The sequence below is a fragment of the Halapricum sp. CBA1109 genome (assembly GCF_009741825.1).
Taxonomy (GTDB): Archaea; Halobacteriota; Halobacteria; order Halobacteriales; family Haloarculaceae; genus Halapricum.
On the sequence record NZ_WPCA01000075.1, the window covers coordinates 1 to 13,358 of the forward strand.

Annotated in this window: 13 protein-coding genes and 1 pseudogene; 3 read left to right on the forward strand and 11 right to left on the reverse strand. The window is 70.1% G+C overall.

The genetic code is table 11. The annotated features are described in order from the left end of the window. The 9 genes from hypF to dph2 form a co-directional block, all read right to left on the reverse strand. On the reverse strand, nt 1-1,775 hold a 1,775-nt coding region (gene hypF / locus GJ629_RS09515), incomplete at its 3' end, for a carbamoyltransferase HypF (RefSeq protein WP_157512757.1). Beyond that, nucleotides 1,762-3,012, reverse strand: coding sequence for a hydrogenase nickel incorporation protein HypB (gene hypB, locus GJ629_RS09520; RefSeq protein ID WP_157512758.1), 1,251 nt, complete (start codon nt 3,010-3,012; stop codon nt 1,762-1,764). The genes hypF and hypB, both read right to left, overlap by 14 nt. Then, nucleotides 2,925-4,031, reverse strand: coding sequence for a hydrogenase expression/formation protein HypE (gene hypE / locus GJ629_RS09525; protein ID WP_197428530.1), 1,107 nt, complete (start codon nt 4,029-4,031; stop codon nt 2,925-2,927). Before hypE ends, hypB begins: the two co-directional genes overlap by 88 nt. After that, nucleotides 4,028-5,527, reverse strand: coding sequence for a hydrogenase formation protein HypD (gene hypD / locus GJ629_RS09530; protein WP_157512759.1), 1,500 nt, complete (start codon nt 5,525-5,527; stop codon nt 4,028-4,030). The genes hypE and hypD overlap by 4 nt, the downstream gene beginning before the upstream one ends. Continuing rightward, nucleotides 5,505-5,699 carry a hypothetical protein gene (locus GJ629_RS09535; protein ID WP_157512760.1) on the reverse strand — a complete coding sequence of 65 codons (195 nt, stop codon included), beginning with the start codon at nt 5,697-5,699 and terminating at the stop codon, nt 5,505-5,507. The genes hypD and GJ629_RS09535 overlap by 23 nt, the downstream gene beginning before the upstream one ends. Nucleotides 5,700-5,708: 9 nt before the next feature. Next, nucleotides 5,709-6,143, reverse strand: a complete 435-nt coding sequence (locus GJ629_RS09540) for a hydrogenase maturation protease (protein WP_157512761.1) — start codon at nt 6,141-6,143, stop codon at nt 5,709-5,711. Next, a complete protein-coding gene (locus GJ629_RS09545) occupies nt 6,136-7,668 on the reverse strand; it encodes a nickel-dependent hydrogenase large subunit (protein ID WP_157512762.1) in 1,533 nt (510 codons plus the stop codon). The genes GJ629_RS09540 and GJ629_RS09545 overlap by 8 nt, the downstream gene beginning before the upstream one ends. After that, on the reverse strand, nt 7,668-8,681 hold the full coding sequence (locus tag GJ629_RS09550) for a [NiFe] hydrogenase small subunit HydA (RefSeq protein ID WP_157512763.1): 1,014 nt from the start codon (nt 8,679-8,681) through the stop codon (nt 7,668-7,670). Before GJ629_RS09550 ends, GJ629_RS09545 begins: the two co-directional genes overlap by 1 nt. 190 nt (nt 8,682-8,871) lie before the next feature. After that, nucleotides 8,872-9,918 (reverse strand): diphthamide biosynthesis enzyme Dph2, encoded by a 1,047-nt coding sequence (gene dph2 / locus GJ629_RS09555; RefSeq protein WP_157512764.1) that lies wholly within the window; start codon nt 9,916-9,918, stop codon nt 8,872-8,874. Between the two features lie 85 nt (nt 9,919-10,003). Here dph2 and GJ629_RS09560 point away from each other — a divergent pair, with 85 nt between their 5' ends. Next, on the forward strand, nt 10,004-11,212 hold the full coding sequence (locus GJ629_RS09560; RefSeq protein WP_157512765.1) for a hypothetical protein: 1,209 nt from the start codon (nt 10,004-10,006) through the stop codon (nt 11,210-11,212). On the opposite strand, the gene GJ629_RS16190 is transcribed toward GJ629_RS09560, so the two are convergent. Further along, a complete protein-coding gene (locus GJ629_RS16190) occupies nt 11,209-11,355 on the reverse strand; it encodes a hypothetical protein (protein WP_197428533.1) in 147 nt (48 codons plus the stop codon). The genes GJ629_RS09560 and GJ629_RS16190 overlap by 4 nt on opposite strands. A 92-nt stretch (nt 11,356-11,447) precedes the next feature. Here GJ629_RS16190 and GJ629_RS09565 point away from each other — a divergent pair, with 92 nt between their 5' ends. Both GJ629_RS09565 and GJ629_RS09570 read left to right on the forward strand, forming a co-directional pair. Next, entirely contained in the window at nt 11,448-12,140 is a 693-nt protein-coding gene (locus GJ629_RS09565; RefSeq protein ID WP_157512766.1) for a metallophosphoesterase, read from the forward strand. Between the two features lie 66 nt (nt 12,141-12,206). Next, the gene (locus GJ629_RS09570; RefSeq protein ID WP_157512767.1) at nt 12,207-12,377 is read left to right on the forward strand and encodes a hypothetical protein; all 171 of its coding nucleotides are present in this window, start codon (nt 12,207-12,209) and stop codon (nt 12,375-12,377) included. A 16-nt stretch (nt 12,378-12,393) separates the two neighbouring features. On the opposite strand, the pseudogene GJ629_RS09575 reads toward GJ629_RS09570, so the two are convergent. After that, nucleotides 12,394-13,358: pseudogene (locus tag GJ629_RS09575) on the reverse strand (excinuclease ABC subunit C); the annotation flags it as partial.

The window sequence follows — 13,358 nt, forward strand, 5'->3', positions numbered from 1 at the left end:
CGCTCGGCTGCCGACGGACGCGAGCGGCGTCGCTCTCGCTCGTCCGCCCGCCTGCACGCCCCGGTCGGCCAGCAGACTGTCGACGGCCGCCGCGTCGTCGAGGAGCGTCGCGAGCGTCCGCGCGGGAACTCGACCGCGGCGGTCCCGCCCGGGAGGCCGAACGGTGCCAGCCCGCCGACTCGCTCGAACGACCGCCGGTCCGCGACCAGCACCTCCCCGCCCCACACCGTCCCCGTCGGGACCGTACCCCGTCCCGTCGAGCGTAGCGACGACGCCCGGTCGACGCCGTGTTCGGCCAGAAGCGACGCCGCGTGAGCGTGGTGGTGCTGGACGCCCACCGCTCGCTCGGGCCGCCGGCGCGCTTCGGCCGTCGTGACGTACTCCGGATGCTCGTCGTGGGCGACGATATCGGGGTCGGACTGCAGCAACGTCAGCAGGTGGTCGACTGTCTCCCGATGTGCCTGCGCGCCGTCCGGCCCGTCCACGTCGCCGATATGCTGTGAGAGGACGATATCCCGGTCGCACGACACCGCGACCGTCGTGTCGAACTCGCCGCCCACCGCGAGCACCGTCGGACCGCCCGAATCGGGTCGGTCCAGCGGCCGCGGCACCCACCCACGCGAGCGCCGGAGCAGCGTCGTCCGGCCGTCGTCGACCCGGAGCACCGAGTCGTCACACCGGGCGACTATCTCCCGGTCGTGGACCAGCGCGCCGTCGATGGCCCCGACACCGAGCAGTCCCTCCGTCGTCGTCGCCATCGGCTCCCCCGGCCGGTTCGCGCTCGTGACGACCAGCGGCCCGTCGCCGAACGACTCGAACAGCAGGTGGTGGAGTCCGGCGTAGGGCAACATCACACCGACCGTTCCCAGTCCGGGCGCGACGGACCGCTGCCACGGCCGGTCGTCGTCGTCGACGGTCACTATCGGGCGTCTGGTATCGCGCAACCACTCCCGTTCGGTCGGTCCCGGGTCGCTCCACTCGGTGACGGTTTCGAGCGACGGGGCCATCACCGCGAACGGTTTCGACGGCCGACCTAGCCGTTCCCGGAGCCGTTCCAGCGCGTCCGTGTCCGTCGCGTCGACGGCGAGGTGGGACCCGCCGGTGCCCTTGATGCCGACGACGTCGCCGTCCCGGAGCCACTCGGCGGCGCGCGCTATCGCGTCGGAGCCCGCGGCCTGTGGCTCCCCGTCGTCGGCGACGGCGCGGACCGTCGGTCCGCAGTCCGGACAGGCGACCGTCTGAGCGTGGTAGCGTCGGTCGGTGGGGGTCTCGTACCGGGACCGGCAGTCCGCACAGAGCGGGAAATCCGCCATCGACGTCCGTTCGCGGTCGTAGGGAAGCCGCCGGGTCACCGAGAACCGCGGGCCACAGTCGACACAGGCCGTCGCCCAGTAGCCGTGATACGGCGACTCGGGGTCCCGCAGGTCCGCGAGACACTCCCGGCAGATACCCGTATCGGGCGGGACGAGCGTCGTCCCGTCGCCGTCGGTCGTCGAATCGCGGATAGTGAACCCGTGGTAGCCTTCCGGGTCGGCCCGGGACCGGTCGACGCGGCCGACGGTCGCAAGCGGCGGCGGGTCGGACTCGATCCGCTCGGCGGCGGCCTCGACGGCCGTCCGGTCGCCCTCGACGTGGACGCGGACGCCGTCCCCGGTGTTCGACACCCAGCCGTCGACACCGGCCGAGTCGGCCGTCCGCGCGACGAACGGGCGGAACCCGACGCCCTGCACGATGCCGTCGACCCGGAGCCTGACCGCCGTCTCAGACCTCGGCATCGTCGTGGCTCCCGCGACTGTCCGCGAGGAGCGCGACGAGGCGCTCGACGCCCGTCCCGGTCTCCGCGCTCGTCCTGACGACCGGCAGGTCCGGAGCGATGTCCTTGACGTCCGCGGCCATCCGGTCGACGTCCGCGCCGACGGCGTCGGCGATGTCCACTTTGTTCAGGGCCACCGCGTCGGCGGCCTGAAACAGCAGCGGGTGTTTCCGGACCACGTCGTCGCCCTCCGTCGGACTGACGACCAGCAGGCGGACCGACGCGCCCAGCGGGAAGTCGGCCGGACAGACCATGTTCCCGACGTTCTCGACGAGGAGGACGTCGAGGGCCGACAGGTCGAAGACGTCGAGCGCGTCGTCGACCCGTCCGGGGTCCAGATGACACTCCTTCCCGGTCGAGACGTTCGCCACGGGGACGCCGTGGTCGCGGTAGCGCTCGGCGTCGTCGTCGCCGGCCACGTCGCCACAGACGACGCCGACGCGCCCGTCCAGTCGCTCGATGAGCGCCTCGCCGAGCGCGGTCTTGCCGCCGCCGGTCGAGCCGAGCAACTCGACGGTGAACACGCCGTGGTCGTGGTCGAGTCGCTCGTGGACGCCCGCGGCCTCGTCTCTGATCGCTTCGAGGACGCCCGCCCGCTCCCCGTGGTCGTGGTCGTCGCCGTGCCCAAACCGGTGTGTGCCGCGAGGACGGCGCCACAGCGGCCGCGTCCCGCCGGGTCCTTCCCGGCGCCGGCACGGCCGCCACCATCGTCGTTCGGGAACGGCGACCCGGTGTCGGCGCGCTCCGCCGACGGTGTCCGCTCCGCGTCCCGCGCCTGAAGTCGGGGCTCGTTTTCCGTCGCGATACAGCGTCGGTAGGTCTGTGTTGGGGATCATACTCTGTCGTTCACGGTAGGTCGACCGCCGCGAGGTCGCCGTCGCCGGCGACGAGGTCGATGGTGGCGCCACACTCCGGACAGCGCCGGCGGGGCGCGGCCACTGTCGCGTCGATTCGCTCCGGCGCCCCGCGCCACCCACAGTCACACTCGCCCTCCGGCGGGACGGACTCGATGTCGACAGTCGCGCCTCGGCGGGCGTGCCGTCGGCCGCCGCCGACAGACAGAACCGGAGCTGGTCCGGCGCGAGGTGGGTCACCTCGCCGACGGCGACCGTCAGGCCGTCGATGCGGTCGGCGTCGTGGTCCTCGGCCACCGAGAGCGCCCGTTCGAGCAACCGCGACGCGACGGCGAGTTCGTGCATCTCAGCAAATCCGCGGGAGCGTTCGACCGCTCGGTTCCTGGAGGTAGCGCCTGCCGAGTCCGGTGTCGAGGACGACGCGACCGCCGTGGTCGTGTCCACCTTCGCCCGACGACGGCCGCGTCCGCCCCGCGGTCGAACTCCCGCAGGGCGGCCACGACAGCCTCGGCGTCCTCGGGGGCGACGGTCGCGACGAACCGCCCCTCGCAGGCGACCGTCATCGGGTCGATGCCGAGCAACTCGCCGGCGCTCGCGACCGTCCCGTCGACCGGGACCGCCCCCTCGTCTATCACCATCACGACGCCGTCGAGCAGTTCGTGGAGCGCCGTCGCGAACCCGCCGCGGGTGGGGTCGGTCATCGCCGTCACGTCACCGGCCGACAGCGCCGCCGCCGCGAGGTCGTTGACCGGCGCGACGTCGCTCTCTAGGGGCGTCTCGAAGTCAAAGCCCTCGCGCTCGGACAGCAACGCGATGCCGTGGTCGCCGACCGTCCCCGAGACGACGACGGCGTCGCCAGGTCGCGGCGTCCCGGGGACGTACGCGCCCGGCGACACGCGGCCGACGCCGGTCGTGTTGACCACGACGCCGTCGACTTCGCCGCTGCCCATCACCTTCGTGTCGCCCGCGACGACCGGGCAGGACGCCCGCTCGCAGGCGGCCCGCATCGAGTCGACGATGCCTTCGAGCGTCGCTATCTCCGTCCCGGCCTCGACGACGAGTCCGACCGTGAGGCCGAGGGGGTCCGTCGCGCCCATCACGGCGAGGTCGTTGACGGTCCCGGCGACGGCGAGCGTCCCGAGGTCACCGCCGGGGAACGTCGGCGGGTCCACGACGTGGGAGTCAGTGGTGACGACGACTTCGCCGTCGCCGCCGGGGAGGACGGCCCCGTCGTCTCGGGCCGCCAAACCGAGGACCGACTGGTCGTACGCCGACGACTCCAAGTCCGCGACGAGCCTGTCGATCAACTCCCGAGTCCGCCCGGTGCCGGCCCCGTGGGCCGGGGTGACGACGTCGTCGCTCACAGGTCCGGGACACCCCCGTACTCGTGCCAGATTCGGCAGGTCCCCTCGCTCGACACCATGCAGGCCCCGACCGGATCTGTCGGTGTACACTCCTCGCCGAACAGGTCACACTCGTCGGGCTGTGCCTCGCCGCTCATAATCTCGCCGCAGACACACTCCTCGGTGAGTGGGTCGCCGCTGCCGACGGCGGGGTCGATGTCGAACCGCTCGCGGGCGTCGTACTCGGCGTACGCCGGCCGGAGCACGAGGTTCGCGTCCGGGACGTGGGCGATGCCGCGCCACTCGCCGGACTCGCGCTCGAACACCTCCCACAGCGCCGCTTGGGCCGCCTCGTTGCCCGACTGCGAGACGGCCCGCGGGTAGGCGTTCTCCAGTCGCGGCTCGCCGTCCGCGACGGCGTCGAGCAGTCGCGAGAGGCCGACGAGGACGTCCAGCGGCTCGAACCCGCCGACGACTATCGGGAGGTCGTACTCCTCGGCCATCGGCTCGAACAACTCGGTGCCGGTGATGGTCGCGGCGTGGCCGGCCGCGAGGAAGCCGTCCACCTCGACCGACGGCTGTTCGGCGACGACTCTCATCGCCGGCGGGACGTACTTGTGTGCCGACAGCACCGAGAAGTTCGGCGGCGGGTCGTCCAGTACGACGCTCGCCGTCGGCGCGGCGGTCGTCTCGAACCCGGTCGCGAAGAAGACGACCTCCTCGTCACACTCCGCGGCGAGTTCGGCCGCCTCGCTGGCGCTGTAGACGGTCCGCACGTCCGCGCCGTCGGCCTCCGCGTCGGCCAACGACTGCTCGGTGCCGGGCACCCGGAACATGTCGCCGTAGGTAGCGATCACGTGGCCCTGCTCCGCGAGGTGGACCGCCTCGTCGACCGCCGGCATCGAGGTGACACACACCGGACAGCCCGGCCCCATCACGACCGACAGCCCGTCGGGCAGGATACTCCGCAGCCCGAACTTCGCGATAGCCTGCTCGTGGGAGCCACAGACGTGCATCACCCGTATGTCCCGCCCGATGTCGTCCATCTGTGCGGCTATCTTCTCCCGGAGCCGCGTTGCCTTCTCGGGGTCGCGAAACTGGAGGGTGTCACCCATCCGGACCACCGCTCCCGGTGCCGTCGTCGGGGTCCGGTCCGGTGTCGTCGCCCCCGGGCGGACCGGGGTCGGTCCCCATCGGTCCCGGCGAACTGACGCCGGCCGGGGCCCGACCGTCCTCGGACCCGTCGTCGATACCGAGGTCAGCCTCCGGCGCGCCGATCTCCTCCAGCGCGTCGTCTCGTCGCCTTCGAGGAACGACTCGTATATCTCGAGGGTCTGTTCGACCTGCTCCTCGGGGAGTTTTCGGATGGCGAAGCCGGCGTGGTTGAGGATGTAGTCGCCCTCGGTGACGCTGTCGCCGACGATGTCGAGGCTGACCCACTTCTGGACGTCCCAGAACTCCGCGCGTGCCCGGTCGCCGTCTATCTCGACTATCTCACCGGGTATCGCCAGACACATCCTCGCCCCCTTCGGTATCGGACTCGTTCTCGCCGTGTTCCCACGGGTCCTGTGCGAGCAGGCGATCCGGCCGCACCGCGACCCGAACGTCGTGCCCGCGGTCCTCGTGGTCGTCCACGGCGTCCGTTGCTATCGGTTTCTCACAGTCTTTGCAGTATAGTTTCGTCTCCATTGGTATCACTCAGGTGAGCAGCCCCCGGACGCGGCCGGCGGCCTCTGGGACGGCCGCCCGGACGCTGTCTGACAGTTCCGTGCCCGCGGCGGTCGTCTCGGGGACGACGCCGACCAACCACACCGCCGACGGGAGGTCGTAGGCGTCGACGCCGACGGACAGCGCCTCCGCGACGGAGATGTCGTGCATCGTGACCTCGACGCCCTCGGCGAACGCCTCGCCGTCGAACGGGAGCGTGAGGACGCTCCCGGGTGGTTCCGCCATGTCGACGGCGTCGACGAGCACCGCTCTGTCGGTCCCGTCCATCGCCTCCAGCGCGAGGAAGCCGTTGGTTCCCGTGTGCCGACAGCGGTCGCCGACGCCGTCGAGGGACTCGACGACGGCCGCGCCGACGCCGTCGTCGCTCATCAGCGGGTTCCCGACGCCGACGACCGAGTCAGTCACGGTCCATCCCTCCCGGCGTCGGCCGGGCCGGTTCGACTTCTGCCTCGTAGCTCTCGGTCGGGCTCTGGACGTGCACCGCACAGCCGAGACACGGGTCGTAGGACCTGATAGTCCGCAACACGTCGATGGGGTCGCTCACGTCCTCGACGACCATCCCCTCGACGGCCTGCTCGAACGTGCTCGGGACGCCGTCGTCGTCGCGCGGACCGAGGTTCCACAGCGTCGGCGAGACGATTTGGTACTGGCCGACCTCGCCGTCCTCGACCGTACACCAGTGGCTGAGCGCGCCCCGGGAGGCACCCCAGAGACCGACGCCCTGTGCGGTGAACTCCTCGTCGAAATCGGCGGTGAACGTCCCGCTGGGGTCTAACGCGTCGAGCCACTCCAGCAGGTGGTCCCGGACGACCAACAGTTCCTGCACCCGGGCGGCGAGGCGGTGGAAGGTACTCGACGCGACCGCTTCCCCGCCCAGTTCCGCCCGGAGGTCGAACGGGTCGCGCTCGGCGGCGACCATCCGGGCCAGCGGCCCCGTCTCCATCGGGTCGCCGTCGTAGCGGGGCGCTTTCCCCCACGAGTAGGCACCCTCTTTTTCCGGGTCCGGGTCGGGCGCGGGCGCCTCGCCGGGATGACCGGCACTGTCGTCGGTGTACCACGAGTAGGCGGTGTCCTCCCGGATGTTCTCGACCATCTCCTCCGTGTCCGGGCGCTCGATACCGCCGTCCCGGTAGATACCACCGGGCAGCACGTAGCCGTCGTCCCGGAGGCCGTGGAACATCCCGTTGGCGTAGAACCGGTCCGGGCCGTCGCCGAACTCGTGGGCACCGACCTCGGCCGCGCCGACGAGGACGCTCAGCAGGTCGTGGATGCCCTGTGCCTCCTCGGAGTCGGTCTCGCCCGCGCGGACGTTCGCGAGGGCTTCCGGGACCATCTCCGTCGGCCCTAGCCACTCGTCGACTGTCTCGACCGTCTCGACGACGTCGTCGATGGTGGCCTGATCCGGTGACGTGGCGACCCCGCCGGGCGCGTACGTGAGCGGGTGCGGGGCCTTCCCGCCGAACTCAGCGAACGCCTGCAGCAGGACCCGCTGTTTCCGCAGGGCGTCTTCGTAGCCACCTCCGTCGACCGGGTTCAATCGCTCGAACCCGGTTGCCGCAACCTCCTCGCTGTAGTCCGGGCCGGCGAGTGTGAACAGGTGGACCGTGTGGTTCCACAGCAGGAACATCCCCTCCATAACGTCCCGGAGAAGTCGCCCCTGCAGCGGGACCGAATCGAAGACGCCGGCGCGTCTGGCGGCGTCCTCGATGGCCAGTATCGACGCCTGTCGGTGGCAGGTGAAACAGACGCCACAGACCATCTGACAGAACTGCGGGGCGTCCGTCGGCGGCCGGCCGAGCACGATGGACTCGATGCCGCGGAACATATCCATCTTGGATTTGGCCGACGTGACGACGCCGTCCTCGACTTCGAGGGTCGTCGAGTGGTGGCCCTCGATGCGCGTCGTCGGGTCGATGTCGATTCGCGGCATCACTCACCCTCCCACGTCGCGCCGCGGTCGTCGCCTTTCTCGTAGAACGGGGAGAACCGATCCCAGAAGTCCGGTTCGACACAGCCGATACAGGGCGCGCCGGCGGTCCGGCAGATGGCCGTCCCGTCGTTTCGCAACCGGTGGGAGTCGTCACAGAACGCGAAGAAACCGGCACAGCCGACCTCCGCGAGACAGCCGTCGTCGCCGGGGTGGTCGGCCATATTGCCGTCGCTGAAGTCGTCGAGAAGCGAGCAGGTGGCGTGGACGTTCGGTTCGAAGAAGGGGAGCGGCCGCTGTTCGTCGTCCAGTTCGGGTTCGTGGCCGTTCAACAGCGTCGCCAGCGTCAACAGCGTGTGGTCGGGGTGGGCCGGACAGCCGGGGATGTTGACGACCGGTAGCCCGCTTTCTGTCTCGAAGTCCGGGCCGAAGACGCCGCCCTCGTCCATCCCCTCGAACTGGAGCCCCTTCGCACCGGTCGGGCCACGCCCGCCTTTGTCCGGCGCCTGACCGGCGTTGGCCGCCGGCAGGCCGCCGTAGGCCGAGCAGGATCCGGACGCGACGATGTACTCGGCCGTCTCCGCCATACTGACGACCCAATCGAGAATCGGTCGCGGTTCGCCGTGTTCGTCGTGCCCGAGCGTCGCCGCCCGCGGCACCTCCGTCGGAATCGACCCCTCGACGATCAGGATGTCCGGCGACTCCGACAGTTCCTCCAAGGCCTGTGAACCACCCGCCGTCATCAGGGTCGGGTGGAAGCTTATCGCCTCCCTGAACTCCGAGAGAGCCTCTTCTACCCCGGGGAACTCCCCTTGGAGCATCGACATCGTACAGCCGGTACAGGACTGTGCCTGTATCCACGTCACGTCGATTTCCCCGGACGTCGCCCGGCCGAGCGCGGCCGCTATCTCCTCGCCGTACTCCGTCATCACCGTCCCCGGATCGACGTCCTGTGCCAACTCCGTGAAATCGGGTAACTGTGCGTCGGTCCCGTCGGTCTGGTCTGTTGTCGACATCGTCTGTGCCCTGTGCGGAGCGTCTGCTGTACAGTTCGTTCAGAAACAACTTCATCCGGAGCCCCAATTCTCGGGGACTTATGTTCGGGGGCGATTTTGTGTGGGAAAGTAGCGCGAAAGATAGGCGGGCGCTATTCGGACACGCCGGCTGACGCCGGGCAGCCGATGGGGTCCCGCGGCGAGTCGTCGCTCACCAGGTGCCGTGGAAGGTGTCGAACGCGAGGTCTTCTAGGTCCTCCTCGCCGATGGCGATGCGGTACTCCTGGGGAGTCAACATCGGCTTTTTGAACTGCGGGCCGTCGTCGGTCGTGATCCGGGGACAGCCAGTGTTGACGTAGGCGTCCAGCCCGAAGTTCGTCAGACGGTCCGGGGTGACCTCGTCCATCGTGATGAGGTAGGCGTCGTCGTTGCTCTCGACTATCTCCTTGGCCTGATCCCAGCGGCCCTGTCCGATCTTGGTGCAGAAGATGACGCCCCACTCCTCGGCGTCCATCGCCTTGTGGACCGAGGCGTAGCGCTCCTTCATGAACTGCTCGGTGTCGGCGACGTGGATGGAGTTGTTGACCGGGTCGGCGATGATGACCTTCTTGTCAGGGTGTTCCATCGCGAGGCCGAGAGGGTGGAACTTCCCGCCGCCGACGTAGAGGATGGTGTCGGCGTCGACGTCCGCGGAGGCGTAGTTACAGCCCAGAACTTGCCCCTCGTGGGTGAGGCGGTCGTCCCCGCGGCGGGTGTGAACCTCGTAGCCCCGTTCTTCCAGCCACTCCCGCATCTCGCCGAACTTGTTCATGTGCTGGGCCGTCGTCACCAGTCCCACGTCTTCGTCCTCCTCGGCGGGCGCGAGTTCCTCATCGAGCGTGCGCTCCATAATCGGGAAGACGTCGACGTTCGAGAACAGCGGGACGTAGATGATCTTGTCCGATTCCTTCATCGGGGAGTGCCCGAAGTGGACGAACACGTCCGTCCGGCGCATCAGGAAGGTGTCCAGATCACAGGCGCCATAACAGGGCTGGCCGGAGATCATAACGGTCACCTCGTCGGGCAACTCCTCGCGTAGGTCGTCGGCCACGGCGGGGCCGCGGCGCTTGAGGCCTTCGGGGAACTGCAAACCCACCTTCTCCGCCCCGCGCTCTTGGACTTCCTCGACGATACGGTCGAGTTCGTAGTCCCACTCCCGGTCGTGTTTCAGCGAGAGGCCAGTATTCCGCAGGTCACCCTCTGTCCGCTCTTGACTCATTTGATCGGTCTAACGCGTCAGGCTGTTTAACGCCGACGCTTCGGCCGCCGCGGGAGTTTTGCCTCCGCCGCCCCAACACTCGCCGATGGACCGGACCTCCCGGCGGGCCGTGCTCGCGGCGCTCGGCAGCGCTGGCCTCGCCGGCTGTTCGGCGCTGGAGGACGACGGTCCCGACTCGGTCACGCCCTACGGGGTGTCGCTGCCGGAGACAGTGTCGGGGGGAGTCAGCGCCGACATCCCGAATTACGGCCTCGCGGGGCCGCCGCCGCTCGGTGACCGTGCCGTCCCGCCGGGGAGTCCAGACCCGCCGGCTATCGACCGCGAACGGGTCTACGCCGCCGACCGTCGACGGACGCCGGTCGATGTCGCCGCCCGCGAGTCCGGGCTGGAGATGGTCGTGACCGTCACCGAGGCCAGTTCGCTCGTCGCACCGCAGCGGCTCCGCATCGACGACGCGGGTTCGGTCACCGAGCAGGAATCGCTCGAATCGCTCCCGACGACGAACGTCGGTCTGCACGCCCGGACCGGCAGTCGGACGGTCGTCGGCGGCAGCGTCGGCTATCCCGAGGGCTGGCTCTACGCGCTCGAGGACCGCCGCGTGGTGTACGAGAGTGACGGCGACCAACTCCGCGCGGCCGCGCCGCTGGACGGGGACGTGGTCGCCGCGGGTACCGTCGACTCGGCGGCGGGCGTCCTCGCGCGCGTCGGACCGACGGGCACCGTCCGGTGGCGCGAGCGAGTCGACGGCGGAACCGCCCTCAAAGCCGTCGCCACGGCACCGAACGGGAGCGTCTTCGCCTACGGCATCCGCGCTGACGGTGGTTGGCTGGTAGCCTACGACGCCGACGGCACCGAGCGCTGGCAGGCGACCGTCCCCGCGGGCGAACAGAGCTACGTCCCGCTTGATCTGGCCGTCGGTCCGAGCGGTCTCTACGTCCTCGCCCGCGGGGTCGAGTCGTTCGGCGAGCGACCGTACTTCGTCCTCGCGGCCGTCACCGCTGACGGGACCGTCCAGTGGCAACGCGTCCTCGCGGACGACGCCTCCTACGGCGAGACGATGTTTTTCGGCGCGGTGCTCGACCGGGGCGGCCCGGTCGTCGCCGGCGGTCCGCGCCTCTGGCGGACCGGGTTCGAACCCGACGGCGGGGTCCGATGGAGCGGCGACGACACCGACGACGCCTCGGTCCGGCGCTCGGTCACCGGTGCCGGGCAGTTCGGCGGCGACGCGGTGCTGTCTGGCTACTACGCCGACGCCGACAGCGAGCGCCCCGACCCGTGGCTCGCGTGGTTTTAGTCGAGCGTCTCGCGGAGTTCGTCGATGTGGTCCCGGACCAGCGTGAGGGTCGCGTCTGCGTCAGCGTAGCCTTGGTCGTACTCCGACAGCGCCGCGTCGGCGTCGTCGAGGAACTGCTCGATAGCGGCTTCGTGATCGGTCATACCCGTCGGTCGTTCCGGGAGACGCACAAGCGTTTGGGTCCGCGGCGGGCGCGACCACAGCCGATTTGCCCGTCGGCCCCCCAGTGGAAGCGATGGCCGACCAGCCGACGTTCCGCGACCGGGCGCTCCTCTTCGGTGACACCCTCGTCGTCGCCGACCTGCACCTCGGGCGCGGGGCCGCCTCCGCCGTCGAGGCTCCCGTCCCCGACGGCGAGGACGTACTCGACCGCCTCGATGCGCTCGTGCGGGAGGTCGACCCCGAGACGCTGGTCCTCGCCGGCGACGTACTCCACGCCTTCGACACCGTGCCGGCGGGCGTCCGGCCCCGAATCCGGGCCATCGACACGCTCGCCACAGAGACCGATACCGAGATTGTCGCCCTCGAAGGCAACCACGATGCGATGCTCGACACTCTCTGGGAGGGGCCGATGGCCGACAGCCACCGCCTCGACGAATCGACGGTCGCCGTCCACGGCCACGAATCCCCGGCCGTCACGGCCGACTGCTACGTCATCGGCCACGATCATCCGACCATCGAAATCGAGGGCCGGCGACGGCCCTGTTGGCTGGTCGGTCCCGGCGGGCCCGACGGGGCGGAACTGATCGTCCTGCCGTCGTTCACCCGGTTCGCGTCCGGCGTAGCCGTCAACGGGATGGACGCCGCGGCCTTCCAGTCGCCGCTGGTGACCGACGCCGACGCCCTCGCGCCCGTCGTCTGGGACGACGAGGCGGGCGAAGCGCTCCGGTTCCCGCCGCTGGGGGAGTTTCGACACCGGCTCCGGTAGTGAACAGTTCGCACGGACCGGAGCCGACCACTACGTATTTAGTGTTCGCTGGTCGGACGTACACGTATGGTCGAAGTCGGTGTCATCATCACGCTCGCGACGGTCGTGCTGTTGTTGCTGCTGGTGCCGGTCTCGGCGTGGATCATCCCCAAGGCTCTCGAGTCCGGCGAGGACGAAGAAGAAGACCTCCCCGAGCGCTCCGCCGAGGAGTCGGCACACGAACAGCCACCGGCGTAGACGGCCTGCCCGGCGGTCACAGCTGTCGCGCTATCGTCTCGGCAGTCGCCTCGCCGACGCCCTCGACGGCCCGTAACTCGTTCTCGGTGGCCGCCCGCACCGCCGCGACGCTCCCGAAGTGATCGAGCAACCGTTTTCTCGTCTCGGGGCCGACGCCGGGTACCGAGTCCAGCGCCGTCGACACGTCGTCCCTGAGCGTGCCGTGGTACTGGACCGCAAAGCGGTGCGCCTCGTCCCGCACACGCTGGAGCAGATGGAGGTGCGGGGCGTCGTCGGGCCAGTTCTCGACGCCGTCCGGCGTGACGACTAGCTCCTCCGCTTTTGCCAGCGCGACGGCCGGCACGTCCCAGCCAGTCTCAGCGAGGGCGTCCCGGGCCGCGCCGAGTTGCCCCTCGCCGCCGTCGATCAACAGGAGGTCCGGGTCGGGGCGGTCGTCCCGGTCCTCGATGGCTCGCTCGGCCCGCCAGCGGACCAACTCGCGCATATTCGCGTAGTCGTCGTTGCGGTCTGTGAGCTTCTTCCGCCGGTAGTCGGCCGTCTCGGCGCTCCCGTCGACGAACGTCACGTCGCTCCCGACGGCGGCGCGACCCTGCGCGTGGCTCACGTCGAACCCCTCGATGCGGTGGGCCGAATCGAGCCCCAACGCTCGGGCCAGCGCCGTCGTCTCGTCGCGGTCGACCGACCGCTTGCGGGCGTTTTTCAGCGCTAGTTCGACCAGCCGACCGTCCCGGCCCGCCCCGGGGACCGATACGTCGACGCCCTCGCCGCCGAGCCACTCGGTCAGTTCCGCGTCCTCGGGGTGATGGGAGAGCAACAGGCGTCCGGTAGCGACCGCTCGGCGTAGTACTGGCTGACGAACGCCGCGAGCACTGTCCCCGGCGCCTCGCCGTCCGGGGCGTCCAGTCGGTGGCGCTCGCGGTCGACCAGCGACCCGTCGGCGCTGTGGAGGCGCGCGACGGTCGCCGTCTCGCCCTCGACGGC

What these genes read in the sequence shown, in the direction of transcription:
- hypB (WP_157512758.1), bottom strand. Translation starts at nt 3,012, where the DNA reads ATGCACGAACTCGCCGTCGCGTCGCGGTTGCTCGAACGGGCGCTCTCG.
- hypD (WP_157512759.1), bottom strand. Translation starts at nt 5,527, where the DNA reads ATGTGTCTGGCGATACCCGGTGAGATAGTCGAGATAGACGGCGACCGG.
- GJ629_RS09535 (WP_157512760.1), bottom strand. Translation starts at nt 5,699, where the DNA reads ATGGAGACGAAACTATACTGCAAAGACTGTGAGAAACCGATAGCAACG.
- GJ629_RS09545 (WP_157512762.1), bottom strand. Translation starts at nt 7,668, where the DNA reads ATGCCGCGAATCGACATCGACCCGACGACGCGCATCGAGGGCCACCAC.
- GJ629_RS09550 (WP_157512763.1), bottom strand. Translation starts at nt 8,681, where the DNA reads ATGTCGACAACAGACCAGACCGACGGGACCGACGCACAGTTACCCGAT.
- dph2 (WP_157512764.1), bottom strand. Translation starts at nt 9,918, where the DNA reads ATGAGTCAAGAGCGGACAGAGGGTGACCTGCGGAATACTGGCCTCTCG.
- GJ629_RS09560 (WP_157512765.1), top strand. Translation starts at nt 10,004, where the DNA reads ATGGACCGGACCTCCCGGCGGGCCGTGCTCGCGGCGCTCGGCAGCGCT.
- GJ629_RS16190 (WP_197428533.1), bottom strand. Translation starts at nt 11,355, where the DNA reads ATGACCGATCACGAAGCCGCTATCGAGCAGTTCCTCGACGACGCCGAC.
- GJ629_RS09565 (WP_157512766.1), top strand. Translation starts at nt 11,448, where the DNA reads ATGGCCGACCAGCCGACGTTCCGCGACCGGGCGCTCCTCTTCGGTGAC.
- GJ629_RS09570 (WP_157512767.1), top strand. Translation starts at nt 12,207, where the DNA reads ATGGTCGAAGTCGGTGTCATCATCACGCTCGCGACGGTCGTGCTGTTG.